Below are 17,349 nucleotides of genomic sequence, written 5' to 3'. Positions count from 1 at the left end.
GCCCCTTATTCTTCCGTTACATGAACTTTTAATGTTGCAGATACTTCATGGTGTAGTTTTACAGGTACATTTGTAAAGCCTAGTGCACGAATTCCATCACTTAAAGTCATTTTACGTTTATCAATTTTTATGCCATGCGTTTTTTGAAGTGCATCGGCAACTTGCTTTGAAGATACTGAACCAAATAGGCGACCACCTTCACCTGATTTTGCTTTTAACTCTACTGTTAAAGCTTCTAATTTTTCTTTTAATGCTTTCGCTTCAGCCAATTCTGCTGCTGCATTTTTAGCTTCTAATTTCTTTTGACCATCTAATTGACTTAATGCTTGTGCATTTGCTTCAGCAGCATAACCATTTTTAATCAAGAAGTTTTGTGCATAGCCATCAGCTACATTTTTTATTTCTCCTTTTTTCCCTTTTCCTTTAACATCTTTTAAAAATACTACTTTCATGATTCAGAACTCCCTTCGAGTACCTCATTTATGGCCTCTTCTAAATATTTTTTTACTCCAGCAATGGAATTTGATTCGACTTGGCAAGCTGCATTAGTTAAATGCCCGCCGCCGCCTAGCTTCTCCATAACAAGCTGCACGTTTACTTCGCCAAGTGATCTTGCACTTATGCCGATTTTGCCATCTGAACGATGCGCAATGACAAAGGAAGCACCAACATCCTTCATTGTTAGTAAAATGTCTGCTGTTTGCGCAATTAGCACAGAATCATACACTTTCGCTTCCTCACCTACAGCAATAGCAATACCTGGTTTCACGAACTTAACAGTTTGCACTATTTTAGAACGTTCAATATACGTATCTACATCTTCTTTTAATAATCTCTGTACTAGCACTGTATCGGCACCATTTGTCCGTAAATAAGAAGCCGCTTCAAACGTACGGGCTCCTGTACGTAATGTAAAACTCTTCGTATCGACAATAATTCCTGCCAGCAATGCAGTAGCCTCTAGCATATTAATCTTCGCACGTTTTGGTTGATACTCGAGTAACTCTGTCACAAGCTCAGCAGTGGACGATGCATATGGCTCCATATAAACAAGCGTTGGATTTTCTATAAAATCCTCACTTCGACGATGGTGATCGATTACCACAACTTTTTCTGCCAACCTCAATAGGTGTGAATCGATGACTAAATCCGGTTTATGCGTATCGACAATTACGAGCAATGATTTTTCTGTCATTTTTGCCGCAGCTTCCTCTGGTGTTAGGAAATGTTCATAGAAATCCGATTTACTCTCAATTTCATTCATTAAACGTGTTACACTTCCGTTTAATTCTTCAAAATTTACGATCACATAGCCCTTCACATCATTCATTTGTGCCATTTTACGTACACCAACAGAGGCACCAATAGAGTCCATATCAGGGTTTTTATGTCCCATAACAAATACTTGGTCACTATCCTGAATTAAATCACGTAGTGCATGGGAAATAACACGTGCTCTAACGCGTGTACGTTTCTCAACAGGATTAGTTTTCCCGCCATAGAATTTTAACTTCCCTGAAGGTTGCTTGATAGCAACCTGATCACCACCACGGCCTAAAACAAGATCTAAACTTGATTGTGCTAGTTCACCAAGCTCTACTAATGAAGATGAACCTGCGCCAACCCCAATACTTAATGTTAATGACATATTTTTTTGCGCTGTTTTTTCTCGAATTGTATCTAAAATAGCGAATTTTTTCTTTTCAAGTTCCATTAAAATAGATTCGTTTAATACAGCTAAAAAACGATCGGATGATATTCGCTTCACAAATATCCCTTGCTCTGCCGCCCAATCATTAACAATTGATGTCACCATCGTATTCGTTAAACTACGTGGCTGATCATCCATTGCTTGCGTAATTTCGTCATAGTTATCAACAAATAAAATTGCAATAACTGTACGATCTGCAAAGTATTGTTTTTCAATAGCTATCTGCTCAGTGATATCAAAGAAATATAATAAATTCTCTTCTTTTTTATAATAAACTCGATACTTACGATCACGGAGAGTTATCGTTTCTTCGTTTGTCTCCTCGGTCTTCATCAGCACGTAAATGTCGTCAGATATATTAACGATCCCTTCACCCACTAAATTCTCCATATTTAAAACGCCTTGCATATATGGATTCGACCATTCTATTTCATATTGATCGTTGACAAGTAATATCCCAATTGGCATTTCAAGTAATGCCTCTTCCCCTACTTTTTTCATGCGGAAAGAGATGGATTCAATATGCCTTTCTGTTTCATCAAAGGTAATCTTTTCTACCTTCCACGTATAGGCCATTAATATAACAAAACCTACTCCATAACCAATACCTATCCCGACATTCCAAATACATAGAAGCACGAACGTCACAATGCCAAAAATGGAAAGAACAAAAAGCGGATAGCGGATTGGTCGTTTTCTAAAAGTCCCCATTACATCAGCCCCTTATTCTTTAGTTTTCCCTTTCACAAGTGAACGTACGTCGAAACCTAAATCTACAATGCCTATCAATATCATAAAGGATAATAGTGGTAAGGCTAACAAAGTAGCAATCCATTTGACACCATTGGGCATTCCCTTTGTAGAAATAAAGTAATGTAAAAAGGAAATCCCTTGCAGAATTAATAACATCCATAAAATATAAGAAACATTTAAAACAATAATACCTAATGTAGATCCAGATTCTGGACGCATAAATAAATTAACGCATATAACAATCATGTAATACCATAAAATAGATCGTGGTAGACGCATGTTTTGGAACGGTGCAAATTTTGGTACGTCTAAACCAAGACGTTTTAATACAGGTAAATTTAACGTTATGATAATAAATGCTGTCATAAATGCAGAGATTGTTACTGTTGCAGGTATTGTCAGCTCAATTGTTTTTAACATAGCCTCAATTATCTCTGGCTGAAACATTACTTGACCTGTCACAGTTTTTGCAAGTTCATTTGATTGCTCATAATTTTCGCGTAAAAGCTCTGTGCTCATGCTAATTATATTGATACCAGCAAATTGAACATAGGCTACATAGACACTTGCCATTGACAGAAGAACAGCAACTCCAGATGACATGAATAGGTAAAGTTTGCTCTTCTTTAGATTAATTGCACTTCCTATTACGACACCAAGTAATGCCAAAATAAAGGCAAATGGTAACATAGTTATCCCACTCGTTAAAGTGGTTAAGATACAGCCTACTACTGCTACGAGTATTGATGAGGAACGCTTGTAATTTGCGCTATACCAAGCAATCGGTAGTGGAGCAAACATTAGACCTACTATAAAAATGAATGGTACATATGCAGAAATCAGCATTAGAATCGTAAAGATTGCGACCATCATTGAGCCTTGTACAAGCGCCTTTGTTTGATTATTCGGCATTGAAAACCTTCCTTTTTTCAGTCAAACTTACTGACCTTTATTGTACCATTTTTTCGGGTTAGTGAACAAAAAACGCTAAGAACAACTGTATGCTTTGTCATTAATTTTGTAGAACCAATGACTAAAGCGTAAAACACATAGCTATATAGGAGATTTTTTACCGAAAAAGCATAACAAATTCATTCATTGATATAGATTCTTATATATATTGAACTACAAAAAACGAGCAGCTTACGACAGTTATTCATACATAAAAAAAAGCTTTTAATCGAAATGATTATAAGCCGTTTTGTTTTTAAAAATGTTACTTAGTCGATTGTTCTTCTCATTCATACGTTTCAGAAATACGATAGCATTTTGTTTCTCAATCTCTAACATTTTATTTTTTCTTTATTCATGTCACTTAAAAGTGTAATAAATTCTTATACTAATGGCAAATGGTAATATATAGAGCGGGATTATTATTCTGCTAATGTATGCCCATTTTTAACTGATTGTAGCGTAGGGCTACTCGACTCCCGCGGAAAGCCAGACAGACGAGACCCTGCACGGAGCAAATGTTTTCTGTGCGAAAGCGTAGCGGCAGCAACAAATGTTTTCTGTGCGAAAGCGTAGCGGCAGCAACAAATGTTTTCTGTGCGAAAGCGTAGCGGCAGCAACAAATGCTTTCTGTGCGAAAGCGTAGCGGCAGCAACAAATGTTTTCTGTGCGAAAGTGTAGCGGCAGCAACAAATGTTTTCTGTGCGAAAGTGTAGCGGCAGCAACAAATGTTTTCTGTGCGAAAGCGTAGCGGCAGCAACAAAAGCTTTCTGTGCGAAAGCGTAGCGGCAGCAACAAAAGCTTTCTGTGCGAAAGCGTAGCGGCAGCAACAAAGCGAGTAGCCCGTAGCGGAAATCCGAGCCTTCTAAATTAATTAGTATGGATAAAAATGATTAATCAACGTACCTGATTTTTCAAATAAAAAAAGCACAAACAAAGCGATTAAACCTTGTTGTGCTTCTTTTATTTATATCTTATTTGTCTTCTGCTACGAATGGAAGTAATCCCATGATACGAGAAACTTTGATAGCTGAAGTTAATTTACGTTGGTACTTAGCGCTAGTGCCAGTTACGCGACGTGGTAAGATTTTACCGCGCTCAGAGATGAATTTTTTTAATAAATCTACATCTTTATAGTCGATATTCGTAATGTTATTAGCAGTGAAGTAGCAAACTTTACGGCGTTTGCGGCCTCCGCGACGTGGTGCCATAGTGTGTCTCCTCCTTATCATTTTTTATTTTAGAAGTATTAGAACGGTAAATCATCCTCAGATACTTCTATCGGTCCTTTGCTATTAGCAAATGGATCCTCATCTACACGTGTATAATTCGGCTGATTCACAGGTGGTTGATTTTGCTGATAAGCATCGCCGCCAAATGAACCCTGTCCTGGCATAGCACCACCAAACTGTTGTTGTGGTTGACCACCGCCATATGACGGTTGGTTATTACCGTAAGTCTGTCCACCGTATTGAGGAGATGCAGGAGCACCGCCACCATTACGAGGTTCTAAAAACTGTACGCTATCTGCCACTACATCTGTTGTGTATACTCGTTTACCATCTTGTCCTTCATAACTGCCTGTTTGAATGCGGCCTTCCACTCCAATTAAACTTCCTTTTCGCATGAAGTTCGCAAGGTTTTCAGCCTGTTTGCGCCAAGCAACACAGCTAATGAAATCAGCTTCGCGATCACCTTGTTGGTTTGAGAATGTTCGATTCACAGCAACTGTAAATCTTGTAGACGCAATACCATTAGGCGTATAGCGTAGCTCAGGATCTTTTGTTAGTCTTCCAACTAATACGACACGGTTTATCATCAGAAATGCAACCTCCTTTTCAGCATTTTGTTAAAAATAAATAATTACGCTTCTTGGCGAACCGCAATGTGACGAATGATATCTTCGCTGATGTTAGCAAGACGTGTGTATTCGTTAATTGCTTCTGAAGTAGCGTTTACTTTCACGATTTGGTAGAAACCTTCGCGGAAGTCTTGAATTTCATAAGCTAAGCGGCGTTTGCCCCACTCTTTTGATTCGATGACTTCTGCACCGTTAGAAGTTAAGATTTCGTTGAAACGTTCAACTAAAGCTTTCTTCGCTTCGTCTTCAATGTTCGGACGTACGATGTACATTAATTCGTATTTTCTCATCTGTTTACACCTCCTTATGGACTTAGGCTCTCCTGTACACAGGGAGCAAGGAGTAAGTAATAATATTACTCACATCAATGAATTGTAACATATAGACGCATGTCTTTCAAGTCGCAAACAAACAATTCTTTCTATATAATGAACTTAATTCATGAATGAAAGGAGGATCTTTCATGCTACCAGATAAAGAACCAATCGTAATAGAGTTGGATATAAAAAAACTAATGATGGACAATATTGTTATCACAAGTGGTCTTGTCATATTATTTGTAGCTATACAATATATTTGCTTAAAAGACTTTGATTTTTCATTTTGGAATATGATAATTGGATCCATTCTTTTTGTCATTCTGTATATTGTTTTCATCGTCTTACATGAAGCCTTTCATCTAATTGGTTTTATGGTCTTCGGAGGCGTGCCCTTTAAATCGTTAAAATATGGCCTGAATTTAGAACTTGGCATAGCGTACGCAACAACCGATCAACCGTTACCGAATCATGCAATGAAAAAAGCTTTATTACTTCCATTCTGGACAACCGGTGTCCTCCCGACAATTGCTGGTTTCTACTTTAACAGTACTGTTTTAGTATTAGTGGGGGCTTTTTTAATAGCTGGTGCTGTAGGTGATTTTTCCATGTATAAAGAATTGCGCAAATATCCCAAAAATGCGTTAATAAAGGATGATCCTCATTTACCTAAGCTTTATGTATATATGCCTGATGAAAAAAGATAACTTTGAGGAAAGTTATCTTACAAATAGAATCTGCTTGGATCCAAGCAGATTCTATTTTTGACACAAATTTATGGCGTTAAAAAACCATGCTGAGCAGCTGTATATAAATTTCTCCAAATGCGATTAATCGAAGATGTCTCTGTAATTGCATCCATACCAAGTCTACGTATTAAACTATTGGCAATATCTACACAAGCCGCTGCAATGTCTTTACTCATCCGAGAAAATTGTTGTAGTTCTTCATCAGCCAACTCATGACCTTCTTTATGTTTTTGCCAGTATTTATTCAACATTAAATAAAATTGCTCTTCAAGCTGTCTAAAGTTCTTCTGTTGCTGCATCAATAAAAATTGTATGGCACCCATACGTTCAGTACGGCTTGGGTCATGGTTTCTATCCTTTACTAAAATAGCTGTCTCTTCTAAGAAATTTTCTGTTATCCCAAGACAAACACTTAAAAAAGAAGCTTCCGCAAATGCGCCAAACGGAAAACTATGTACTGCACTTTCATACTTGTTTTTAATTGTGCCCAATTGGAACGTTTCCTCTTGTGGCACCCAAACATTTTGCACACGAATCGTATGACTAGCTGTCGCTTTTAAGCCCATTGCTCGCCAATCGTTAAGAACCTCTACTTGATCAACATTCACTGAGCAACTAATGATTTCATCTGTTCTAATACCCTCATTCTCAACAAAACAATTCATCGTAAAAGTTGTAGCATAGTCTGCTCCACTACAATACTTCCATTGACCTGTTACACGATAGCCCCCATCTATTTTTACTGCTGTGCCTGTAGGATAGCCACTGCCTGCGATAACTGCATTTCTTTGTGAAAATATTTTTTCACAAACTTCTTTGTTTAATGTTGGAATAAACGCATTACCCCCTGTCCCTATTGTGACAAGCCAGCCAAAGTTACCATCAAGTACAGACATCTGTTGGAATACTTTAATACCTTCTAGTAAATCTAAATCTTTACCGCCTAATTCCTTGGCTGTGAATAGCTTAAACAATTGATGCTCATAAATAAGCTCTAATATATCTTCTGGTAATCTACCTAGCTGCTCAATTTCTAAACCACGATCTTTTATTTGTAATATGTTCATACTAACCTCCGGATTGAAAATTCAGATAAGTACATATACAAAAAAGGCAATCCATAAAAAGATTGCCTTTTTTCGTATTTTACACATTAAAACGGAATAACATAATATCGCCGTCTTGCACAACATACTCTTTACCTTCAAGACGTACTTTACCAGCTTCTTTAGCAGCAGGTTGAGATCCAGCTTCAACTAAATCATCGAAAGCAACTGTTTCTGCACGAATAAATCCACGTTCAAAGTCTGTATGAATGACTCCAGCACATTGTGGTGCCTTCATGCCTTTACGGAACGTCCATGCACGTACTTCTTGTACCCCAGCAGTGAAATAAGTTGCTAGCCCTAGTAAATCATATGAAGTACGGATTAATTGGTCTAAACCAGATTCTTTAATGCCTAGTTCTTCTAAGAACATTGCTTTTTCTTCATCATCAAGCTCAGAAATTTCTTCCTCAATTTTTGCACAAATTGTGATAACTTGAGCTCCTTCAGTAGCTGCATACTCACGTACCTTTTGCACATATTCGTTATTATCTGCGTCAGCAACTTCATCTTCTGAAACGTTCGCCACATAAAGCATAGGTTTAATTGTTAAAAGATGAAGTCCTTTAATAACCTTTAGCTCGTCTTCTGAAAGCTCTGCAGCACGTGCTGGTCGTCCGTTTTCTAATTGTTCTTTAACTTTTACAAGAATTGGTTCTTCAATCATTGCTTCTTTGTCTTTTTGCTTTGCCATTTTGCCAACACGTTGTAATCGCTTATCAACAGATTCTAAATCAGCAAGTGCAAGCTCTAAATTAATGACCTCAATATCGTCAATTGGATCTACTCCACCTGATACGTGAGTAATATTTTCATCAACAAAACAACGTACAACTTGGCAAATTGCATCTACTTCACGAATATGAGCAAGGAATTTGTTCCCTAACCCTTCACCCTTTGAAGCGCCTTTTACGATCCCAGCAATATCTGTGAACTCAAATGCTGTTGGTACTGTTTTTTTAGGTGTTACTAATTCTGTTAATTTATCTAAACGTGCATCTGGTACTTCAACAATACCGACGTTTGGATCGATTGTTGCGAATGGATAGTTTGCAGCCAATGCGCCCGCTTTTGTAATTGCGTTAAATAATGTTGATTTTCCAACGTTAGGTAAACCAACGATTCCAGCTGTTAATGCCATGAATGGACACAACCTTTCTATGATCTGTTCAAATTTGCTCCCGTACTAACGGATACTGTGAGGTTACAGAATGCCTCACAGATTAATCACTGTATAACCCTATCTATTATATTGATTCACTCATAAAAAGTCTAATACACATCGAAGCTAGTCTTCACTAGCCGAAATTAAAACCTTTTTCATTTTTTTCTCGAATTCGCGGCGTGGAATCATGACACTATGCTGACAGCCTTCGCATTTAATACGTACATCTGCCCCCATACGAATAATTTTCCACTTATTTGTGCCACATGGATGCTGCTTTTTCATTTCAACAATATCATTTAGACCAAATTTTTTCGCTTCCATATCATTCACTCCCCCCCTCATTCTTTCCATTAATACCATACAACATCATTTTCGGATGAGCCATTGGTATATTATTTTCCTCAAAGAGTCTTGTAACATCACGACGAATTGCACGCGCCACTCCATATTGTTGTTGTGCCAATGTTTCTGCGACTATACGAATAGTTACCTCTGTACCCTTAACACTTTGTACACCTAAAAAGACTGGTACTGCTACAAGCTCTTTATGAATATCTGGTAGAGTTTTTAAATATTTTTTAATAATAGCTTCTGCCCTTTCAAAATCTGCATCAGTCATCATTTGTAAATCTATAAAAATTTTAGAGTTATTTATAGAGTAATTTACAACCTCACCAATTGAACCATTTGGAATAATAAACTGCTCTCCTGTAGAACCATTAATCTTTGTCGTACGTAAACCGATTTCTACAACAGTTCCTTCTGCTGCATTTATTTTTATATAATCTCCAACGCCAAATTGATCTTCAAAAATAATAAAGAATCCAGTAATGACATCCTTCACTAAGCTCTGTGCACCGAAACCAACGGCTAAACCGACAATCCCTGCTCCCGCCAATAACCCTGCTATCTTAATGTGTAAGATAGAAAGAATAGCAATGATTGCTGAAAAATAAACGACATAGGAGATGACACTTTGTAATAATCTTGAAATTGTTTTTTGTCGGCGTTCTGAGTGGTTTAAAGGTGAACTCATTCGCATTAAAAACACTTTTTTAATAAATTTTTTACCAAATCGTACAGCTAGCCACGATGCTATCAAAATAATCGTAATCTTAATTGAAGCATTTATTACTTCTTGCCACAACTCCTCTGACGTCATCTTGTCCCAATAGTACTTTAATACCTTTTCGTTAAAGTAATCCATTAATACCACCTCTTGAATAACTTGCTAAATATTTGCGTATACTGCATAAAAATCGAGCACTTCTTACAAATAAAAAGGAAAGTGAGTTTTTTTATGAATACTATACCAAAATTGTTACTCCCTTATTCTCTTCATCATGAAAGTAAAAATACCGTTTGGCAGTTAAGTACATTATTTTTAGAACATATACCCTTTCATCATGAACGCCTTATTTTCTGTTGTATTGGAAGTGACCGTTGTACAGGTGATACACTCGGGCCGTTAACAGGTAGCTTCCTAAAAAAGTCTGTTAGTTTTCCATATGAAATTGTAGGCTCTTTAGATAATCCTTTGCATGCCCTTAATTTAGACACTACTATGCAACAGCTACACAATCATACTATAAAACCTTTCATTATTGCGATTGATGCATGTCTTGGAAGTGAACAAAATGTTGGACATATTTCTGTACAGAGTGGACCTATTTTTCCGGGAAAAGCTGTAAAAAAACAATTACCTCCAATCGGTGACATTTCCATTAAAGGAATAGTCAATGTTGGAGGCTTTATGGAAATGCTTGTTTTACAAAATACAAGACTTCATATTTCCTATGCGATGGCTGAAAAACTTTCAAGAGCTCTATTGCTCGCTGCACATCGTTACTCACTGAAAAATAGAGAAAATAGCAACCACAATACCGACAACGATGATACCTGGCAACAAGTTAGCAGCCTTGATCTTAGTTAAGCCTGCTATATTTAAACCAATGGCAAAAATCATAACACCGCCTACAGCAGTCATTTCATGAATAAACATTTGTAGTGCAGCATCTGGTATAAAAGAGCTGATAACACCTGCAAAAAGTGCAATTAATCCTTGATAGACGAATACAGGTAATGCAGATAATAGCACTCCCATACCTAATGTAGATGTTAATATGATCGATATAAATCCATCGATTAATCCTTTCGTAATCAGTACATTATGATCATTACGCAGACCACTATCAAGTGCACCAATTACGCCCATAGAACCAACTACAAATATTAAAGAGGCCGTTACAAAACCTTCCGCTATGCTAATTTGATTATTATCAGTACGATTTTTACTGAATAAAGCTTCTACCCATTGACCAATTCTATTCATTTGCTTATCTAAATCTAACCACTCACCAATTACTGCACCTACTACTAAACTTATCATTAAAATAATAAAATTATCACTCTCAAAGCCCATTTTAATCCCTAAAAGTGCTACTGCTAAACCAATGATCGATAAAACAGTAGACTTCATCGATTCAGGAATATTTTTGAAAATGCGCCCTACTAATGCACCTGCCATAATAAGCAGGGCGTTAATTAATGCCCCTAGTAATACCACGTCCCTACCTTCCTTCTCTCTAGAAAAATAGAGAGCGCCTTGTAGTTCGGCGCTCTGATTACGTTATTAATATTGCTCTTACTCTTCCTGTAAATTTAGTATTTCTAAAATGCGTTCTAAATCATCTTCAGAGTAAAATTCAATTTCAATTTTTCCTTTATTATTAGTTTTCCTAATTTGTACATTTGTACCAAAATGATCACGCAATTGTGATTCCTTAGCTGCAACAAAAATATCCTTTTTCTTTGGCTGAGTTGTTTCACGTGAAACTTCTTCATTTAAGTTGTGTACTAACATTTCAACTTGCCGCACATTTAAACCTTGTTTAATGACCTTATTTGCCACTTCAGATATTCTTCTTTTATTTTTCAAGCCAAGTAATGCTCGTCCTTGTCCCATCGATAGTGTTCCATCGTTCATAAACTCACGAACATCCTCTGGTAATGCGAGTAAACGAACATGGTTGGCAATATGTGGTCTACTCTTTCCTAATCGCCTGGATAGCTCCTCCTGTGTTAAATGTAAGTTTTCCATTAGGCTTTGATATGCCTCAGCCTCTTCAATAACTGTCAAATCTTCACGCTGCAGATTTTCTAAAATAGCTAGTTCCATCATTTGTGCATCTGATAACTCTTTTATAATAGCTGGAATAACCTCTAACCCTGCTAATTGAGTTGCTCTATAACGGCGTTCCCCAGCAACAATTTCATACTTACGTCCTTTTTTTCGTACAGCAATTGGTTGTAAAATACCATGTTCCTGTATAGAGTCAGCTAATTCTTGTAAAGCTTCTTCATCGAAGATTTTACGAGGCTGAAATGGGTTTGCGACGATAAGTTCTAATTGTATTTCTTCCACCTGCCCACTTTGTTCTAAAGACTCTCCAGGAAATAATGCACCAATGCCTCTTCCTAAACCTTTAGCCATTTTTAATCACTTCCCTCGCCATCTCTAAATACACTTCTGCACCTCTTGATTTTGCGTCATAAATGATAATTGGCTGCCCATGACTTGGAGCCTCACTTAATCGCACATTACGAGGAATTATAGTTTTGTATACTTTATCTTGGAAATATTTTTTTACTTCATCAATAACTTGTAAGCCTAGGTTTGTTCGTGCATCAAGCATCGTCAATAATACACCGTCAATGTATAATTGCTGATTTAAATGTTTTTGCACTAAACGGACAGTTGATAATAACTGACTTAACCCCTCTAATGCGTAATATTCGCATTGTACAGGAATAATAAGCGCATCCGAAGCAGTTAAAGCATTAATTGTTAGTAGCCCTAACGAAGGCGGACAATCAATAATAATATAATCATAGTCTTCTTTTACATCTTGAAGCGCATGCTTTAAACGTACTTCTCTGGAAATTGTCGAAACTAACTCAATTTCTGCTCCTGCTAGTGAAATGGTTGCTGGAACGATTGCTAAGTTTTCTACATTTGTTTGTTGAATGACATTTTCAACGTTTTCATCATCAATTAATACATCATAGATGCAGCCTTGAAGTTCTCCTTTATTAACGCCAAGTCCACTTGTTGTATTTCCTTGTGGATCAGTATCGATTAAGAGCACTTTCTTCCCTAAGTATGCTAGACAAGCGCTCAAATTGACCGATGTCGTTGTTTTTCCTACGCCACCCTTTTGATTGGCGATTGCTATAATTCTACCCATTTAAAAGCACCTGCTTTCATCTATCAAAGTTCACTTTGACAAATCATTTGTAAAATCACTGTTCAATACATCTATCTTACTTTCATTCTATCAAAAAAACAGAAAATAGTTGTATAAAATATTAAGAATATATGCAAAAAAGGAGACATCTCAGAAATATTACTGAGATGTCTCCTTTTTATAAAGATATAAAAGTGGCTTATGACCATCATGTGGGGGTTGATTTCCGTTCCGACCGAGCGCTTTCTTGGAGGCACCCAGTTTCCACTCCAATCAACTTATTTAAACAGCATGCGTTTGACCAAATGTCATCTTCAACATTTGGTAATGAGATATAAAAATTAATTAATTATTTTTTTAAAAATAACTTTACACCACGTACTAAGACTTTTTCTTTTTAGGTATCTTCACTGTAATTTGATAATATTCCTCTGTATCTTCTTCTTCAGTCTTAACTGTTATACCACTTTTTGTTACCATAGATAACGATTGTTTAATCGTATTTAAAGCAATACGTACGTCTTTACTAATAGCCTTACGTTTCGGCTTAACTTTTTTCGGCTCCGCTTCTTCTTGAACTTCTGCCTCTGGATGTAATAAAGAATAAATCCGCTCTTCTAACTGACGAACATTCCAATCATTTTCAATTGTTTGTTGTAAAACTTCTAGCTGTAGTGGCTGATCTTTAATTGCAATTAATGCACGTGCATGTCGTTCAGAGATTTCACGCTTCAAAATAGCTTGCTGCACTTCTTCAGGCAGCTTTAATAAACGTAATTTATTGGCTACCGTGGATTGTCCTTTTCCAAGTCGTTGGGCCAGTGCTTCTTGTGTCAGCTCATGAAGCTCTAATAATTTTTGATAGGCAACAGCTTCTTCAATAGCAGTTAACTCCTCACGCTGTAGGTTCTCAATTAATGCGATAGAGGCTGTTTCCTTATCAGTTAAATTTCTTATAATTGCCGGAACTTCTGTCCATTGTAGCTTTTTCATTGCTCGATAACGACGCTCACCAGCAATGATTTCATATTGATTTTCTGCTGTTCTACGTACAACAATTGGTTGAATTACACCATGCGTATGAATGGTTCTTGATAATTCTTCAATTTTTTCATCATCAAAAATAGTACGTGGCTGAAAACGGTTAGGCACAATTTGATCAATAGGCAGCTTTATAACCTCTTCTGCTGCATGAACCGTCTCTGCTTGTTCTACTTCATTTTTCACAATAGGCTCAGTTTTATTCCCGCCTCCAAAAAAACGTGAAAAAGGACTTTTCATCCAAGTGGCACCACCTTTAAGTAACTATCTTGCTCTGTGTCATTCTATTATTATTTATTATATTTCTTAAAATGTATATAGTTCATAGATGTCATTTGCGTGAACCATCCATAACTAGTATGTATGCTCAAAATAGAAAAAATATATTCTACTTTGAGAAGTTTCACATGAAACACTAATTATTGAATCGGTGATTTATTTGGTACACCTGGTTTACGCGGATATTTTTTTGGTGTTCCTTTTATTTTATCAAAGATATATAAAGTGCGGTCACTTTCTTCAACAGGTAGCAGGAAAGAAAATTCTTCTTTTAGCGCAGCTCCTAATGTAGCCAATGCTTTTTTTGCTTCTTTTAACTCTTCTGCACCAGCTGCTGCTTTTAAAGCAACAAAATAGCCACCTTGTTTTGCTAGTGGTACACATAATTCTGATAAGACCGATAATCGGGCTACTGCACGAGCCGTTACAACATCAAACTGCTCACGATATTTCGCATTTTGAGCAAATTCCTCTGCACGGGCATGTACAAAATGCATATTCTCTAATTGTAACTCATCACTTAAATGATTTAAAAATGTAATTCTTTTATTTAAAGAATCGACAATTGTTACATGTAAATGTGGGAAACAGATTTTAATTGGAATACTTGGGAAACCGGCACCTGCTCCAACATCACACACTGTCGTCACTTTTGAAAAATCAAAATAGAAAGAGGCACTAATGGAATCATAAAAGTGTTTTAAATAAACACCTTCTAAGTCGGTAATAGCCGTTAAGTTCATCTTTTCATTCCACTCAACAAGTAACTCAAAGTATTTTTTGAATTGAGCAATCTGTTTTTCAGAAAGTTCGATGCCCTTCTCCTTTAAAGCCTCTATAAATTGTTGTTCGTTCATGTAAAGTCTCCTTTTTCTATATGGCTTTACTATCCCTATATTGACTTGTAAGCATGTATTCGCTCGCTCCTAAAATCAACTATGTAAAAATAGCATAGCCATCAATTATGCCTCGGCATAATTGCGTCCGGAATCGGCTTTGTGCTTAGGCCTGCAGATGTTTTTTGTGCGAAAGCTTAGTGTTAACGTTGCGACAGCAAAAGGTTTTGTCTGTGCGAAAGCAAAGCGACATCAACAACATGAAGTTGGTCACTCAGTCATTGCCACAGGACGTGGCGTTCCTAGACTGACTTCTTCTATTTCAGTAGATGTTTGGACACCTGCTGAAAAGCGACTAAAAATAGGAAGCGGGCACATAGGTATGCCCGCCTCTTATTCACTTTACTGTCCTTAATTATTCGCCGCTGACGCGTGCAATTTTACCTTGCTCAATATAAACAAGTAATATTGAAATATCTGCTGGGTTTACACCAGAGATTCGCGATGCTTGTGCAATGGAAAGTGGTGTAACTTGTTTTAATTTTTGTCGAGCTTCTGTTGCTAGACCTGAAATAGCGTCATAATCAATATTTTCTGGGATTTTTTTATTCTCCATTTTATGAAGCTTTTCAACTTGTTGCAATGCTTTTTCAATATAACCTTCATATTTAAGTTGAATTTCAATTTGTTCCTTCACTTCATCCGAAAGCTCTATGTCTGCTGGAATTAACGAAGAAATTAAATCATAATGCATTTCTGTACGCTTTAATAAATCTGCTCCACGAATACCATCTTTTAGCTCACTGCCACCTACAGAGCGAATAGTAGCTTGTGTTGCTTCATTTGGTTTAATAATAACTTCACGAAGACGTGCAATTTCGTTATCAATCAGCTCTTTTTTCTCATTGAATTTTGCATATCTTTCCTCAGAAATCATTCCCATATTATAACCTAACTCTACTAAACGTAAATCAGCGTTATCATGACGAAGTAGTAAACGATATTCTGCACGAGATGTTAGTAAGCGATACGGTTCATTTGTTCCTTTTGTTACTAGATCATCAATTAATACGCCAATATAAGCATCTGAACGATTTAAGATTAATTCTTCTTTATCAAGCACGTTAGCAGCAGCGTTCATCCCAGCCATTAATCCTTGAGCAGCCGCTTCCTCGTAACCTGATGTTCCGTTGATTTGACCGGCAGTATACAAGCCTTTAATACGTTTTGTTTCTAAAGTTGGCCACAATTGTGTTGGCACGATTGCATCATACTCAATAGCATAGCCAGCACGCATCATTTCTGCCTTTTCTAAGCCTGGAATTGATTTTAGTAAACGTGTTTGTACATGCTCTGGTAAGCTAGTTGATAAGCCTTGTACATACACTTCACGTGTGTTGCGACCTTCTGGCTCTAAGAAAATTTGGTGGCGCGGTTTATCGTTAAATCGCACAACTTTGTCTTCAATAGAAGGGCAATAACGTGGACCAGTACCTTTAATCATCCCTGAGTACATCGGTGAAAGATGTAGGTTTGCCTCGATAATTTCATGTGTTTCTGGGCTTGTATAAGTCAGCCAGCAAGGCAGCTGATCCACGATGAATTCAGTTGTTTCAAAGCTGAATGCACGTGGAACATCATCCCCTGGTTGAATCTCTGTTTTATCATAATCAATTGTACGATTATTCACTCGTGGTGGAGTACCTGTTTTAAAACGCACAAGGTCAAAACCAAGCTCTTTTAAGTTATCAGCTAAACGAATTGACGGTTGTTGGTTATTAGGTCCACTTGAATACTTTACGTCACCAATAATGATTTCACCACGAAGGAATGTACCTGTTGTGATAACAACTGTTTTAGCGCGATATATAGCACCAATTTGTGTAATAACACCTTTTACTTCCCCGTCTTCAATTATTAGCTCTTCAACCATTCCTTGCTGAATTGTCAAGTTTTCAGTTTCCTCCAAGATGCGTTTCATTTCTTGTTGGTATAAAACTTTGTCCGCTTGTGCACGTAATGCACGCACAGCAGGACCTTTCCCTGTATTTAACATACGCATTTGAATATGCGTTTTATCAATAACTTTCCCCATGACGCCACCTAATGCGTCAATTTCTCGTACTACAATTCCTTTGGCAGGACCACCAATGGAAGGATTGCATGGCATAAATGCAATCATATCTAAATTGATTGTTAACATCAGTGTGTTAGCACCCATTTTGGCTGCAGCGTGTGCAGCTTCAGAACCTGCATGCCCCGCGCCAATTACGATAACATCAAACGTGCTTGCCTCATATTTTGTTGGCATAGCTCGTATCTTCCTTTCT

The 17,349-nt window shown here is 37.1% G+C and carries 19 protein-coding genes; 3 read left to right on the top strand and 16 right to left on the bottom strand.

Translation table 11 applies throughout. The features are described from left to right. Nucleotides 1-5: 5 nt before the first annotated feature. From rplI to rpsF, 6 genes are all read right to left on the bottom strand, one after another. Complete coding sequence (rplI, locus tag ACQKMV_RS22135) at nucleotides 6-452, bottom strand: 50S ribosomal protein L9 (RefSeq protein ID WP_427506514.1); 447 nt, start codon at nucleotides 450-452, stop codon at nucleotides 6-8. Next, a complete protein-coding gene (locus tag ACQKMV_RS22130; protein WP_427506513.1) occupies nucleotides 449-2,422 on the bottom strand; it encodes a DHH family phosphoesterase in 1,974 nt (657 codons plus the stop codon). The genes rplI and ACQKMV_RS22130 overlap by 4 nt, the downstream gene beginning before the upstream one ends. Nucleotides 2,423-2,434: 12 nt before the next feature. Continuing rightward, nucleotides 2,435-3,376, bottom strand: a complete 942-nt coding sequence (locus ACQKMV_RS22125) for a YybS family protein (protein WP_427506512.1) — start codon at nucleotides 3,374-3,376, stop codon at nucleotides 2,435-2,437. 1,013 nt (nucleotides 3,377-4,389) lie between these two features. Next, complete coding sequence (gene rpsR / locus ACQKMV_RS22120) at nucleotides 4,390-4,626, bottom strand: 30S ribosomal protein S18 (RefSeq protein WP_049662616.1); 237 nt, start codon at nucleotides 4,624-4,626, stop codon at nucleotides 4,390-4,392. A gap of 38 nt (nucleotides 4,627-4,664) precedes the next feature. Further along, the gene (gene ssb, locus ACQKMV_RS22115; RefSeq protein ID WP_427506510.1) at nucleotides 4,665-5,234 is read right to left on the bottom strand and encodes a single-stranded DNA-binding protein; all 570 of its coding nucleotides are present in this window, start codon (nucleotides 5,232-5,234) and stop codon (nucleotides 4,665-4,667) included. Nucleotides 5,235-5,278: 44 nt separating this feature from the next. Then, nucleotides 5,279-5,566 (bottom strand): 30S ribosomal protein S6, encoded by a 288-nt coding sequence (gene rpsF, locus ACQKMV_RS22110; RefSeq protein ID WP_053482932.1) that lies wholly within the window; start codon nucleotides 5,564-5,566, stop codon nucleotides 5,279-5,281. 173 nt (nucleotides 5,567-5,739) lie between these two features. On the opposite strand from rpsF, the gene ACQKMV_RS22105 reads away from it, so the two are divergent. Beyond that, nucleotides 5,740-6,300, top strand: a complete 561-nt coding sequence (locus ACQKMV_RS22105; protein ID WP_427506508.1) for a DUF3267 domain-containing protein — start codon at nucleotides 5,740-5,742, stop codon at nucleotides 6,298-6,300. Nucleotides 6,301-6,368: 68 nt separating this feature from the next. Here ACQKMV_RS22105 and ACQKMV_RS22100 read toward each other — a convergent pair whose 3' ends face one another. The 4 genes from ACQKMV_RS22100 to ACQKMV_RS22085 all read right to left on the bottom strand — a co-directional run bounded on the left by ACQKMV_RS22100 (nucleotide 6,369) and on the right by ACQKMV_RS22085 (nucleotide 9,823). Further along, nucleotides 6,369-7,409, bottom strand: a complete 1,041-nt coding sequence (locus ACQKMV_RS22100; RefSeq protein WP_427506506.1) for an acyl-CoA dehydrogenase — start codon at nucleotides 7,407-7,409, stop codon at nucleotides 6,369-6,371. Nucleotides 7,410-7,488: 79 nt separating this feature from the next. Continuing rightward, a complete protein-coding gene (ychF, locus tag ACQKMV_RS22095) occupies nucleotides 7,489-8,589 on the bottom strand; it encodes a redox-regulated ATPase YchF (protein ID WP_049662606.1) in 1,101 nt (366 codons plus the stop codon). A gap of 147 nt (nucleotides 8,590-8,736) precedes the next feature. After that, a complete protein-coding gene (locus ACQKMV_RS22090; RefSeq protein ID WP_370044020.1) occupies nucleotides 8,737-8,937 on the bottom strand; it encodes a DUF951 domain-containing protein in 201 nt (66 codons plus the stop codon). Between the two features lies 1 nt (nucleotide 8,938). Further along, the gene (locus ACQKMV_RS22085) at nucleotides 8,939-9,823 is read right to left on the bottom strand and encodes a mechanosensitive ion channel family protein (protein ID WP_427506504.1); all 885 of its coding nucleotides are present in this window, start codon (nucleotides 9,821-9,823) and stop codon (nucleotides 8,939-8,941) included. A 93-nt stretch (nucleotides 9,824-9,916) separates the two neighbouring features. Here ACQKMV_RS22085 and yyaC point away from each other — a divergent pair, with 93 nt between their 5' ends. Then, the gene (gene yyaC, locus ACQKMV_RS22080; RefSeq protein WP_427506503.1) at nucleotides 9,917-10,549 is read left to right on the top strand and encodes a spore protease YyaC; all 633 of its coding nucleotides are present in this window, start codon (nucleotides 9,917-9,919) and stop codon (nucleotides 10,547-10,549) included. On the opposite strand, the gene ACQKMV_RS22075 is transcribed toward yyaC, so the two are convergent. From ACQKMV_RS22075 to rsmG, 5 genes are all read right to left on the bottom strand, one after another. Continuing rightward, the gene (locus tag ACQKMV_RS22075; protein WP_427506502.1) at nucleotides 10,466-11,182 is read right to left on the bottom strand and encodes a DUF554 domain-containing protein; all 717 of its coding nucleotides are present in this window, start codon (nucleotides 11,180-11,182) and stop codon (nucleotides 10,466-10,468) included. The two genes, yyaC and ACQKMV_RS22075, sit on opposite strands and share 84 nt — an antisense overlap. Nucleotides 11,183-11,260: 78 nt before the next feature. After that, entirely contained in the window at nucleotides 11,261-12,109 is an 849-nt protein-coding gene (locus ACQKMV_RS22070) for a ParB/RepB/Spo0J family partition protein (RefSeq protein ID WP_427506500.1), read from the bottom strand. Then, nucleotides 12,102-12,863: a ParA family protein gene (locus ACQKMV_RS22065; RefSeq protein WP_049662596.1), complete on the bottom strand. Its 762-nt coding sequence runs from the start codon at nucleotides 12,861-12,863 to the stop codon at nucleotides 12,102-12,104. Before ACQKMV_RS22065 ends, ACQKMV_RS22070 begins: the two co-directional genes overlap by 8 nt. A gap of 381 nt (nucleotides 12,864-13,244) precedes the next feature. Further along, nucleotides 13,245-14,144, bottom strand: coding sequence for a nucleoid occlusion protein (gene noc / locus ACQKMV_RS22060; RefSeq protein ID WP_427506498.1), 900 nt, complete (start codon nucleotides 14,142-14,144; stop codon nucleotides 13,245-13,247). A gap of 179 nt (nucleotides 14,145-14,323) precedes the next feature. Further along, nucleotides 14,324-15,040: a 16S rRNA (guanine(527)-N(7))-methyltransferase RsmG gene (gene rsmG, locus ACQKMV_RS22055; RefSeq protein WP_427506497.1), complete on the bottom strand. Its 717-nt coding sequence runs from the start codon at nucleotides 15,038-15,040 to the stop codon at nucleotides 14,324-14,326. A 166-nt stretch (nucleotides 15,041-15,206) separates the two neighbouring features. Between rsmG and ACQKMV_RS22050 the strand changes: the two genes are divergently transcribed. After that, nucleotides 15,207-15,434: a hypothetical protein gene (locus tag ACQKMV_RS22050; RefSeq protein ID WP_427506495.1), complete on the top strand. Its 228-nt coding sequence runs from the start codon at nucleotides 15,207-15,209 to the stop codon at nucleotides 15,432-15,434. Here the strand turns inward: ACQKMV_RS22050 and mnmG are convergent, their stop codons facing one another. Beyond that, nucleotides 15,435-17,330, bottom strand: a complete 1,896-nt coding sequence (gene mnmG, locus ACQKMV_RS22045; protein WP_427506494.1) for a tRNA uridine-5-carboxymethylaminomethyl(34) synthesis enzyme MnmG — start codon at nucleotides 17,328-17,330, stop codon at nucleotides 15,435-15,437. Nucleotides 17,331-17,349 lie beyond the last annotated feature (19 nt).

Origin of the sequence: Lysinibacillus sp. NPDC094403, from assembly GCF_050278745.1 — a bacterium.
Taxonomy (GTDB): domain Bacteria; phylum Bacillota; class Bacilli; order Bacillales_A; family Planococcaceae; genus Lysinibacillus.
The sequence above is the reverse complement of the archived record's forward strand: the minus strand, read 5'-3'. Positions and strand labels throughout refer to the sequence as shown.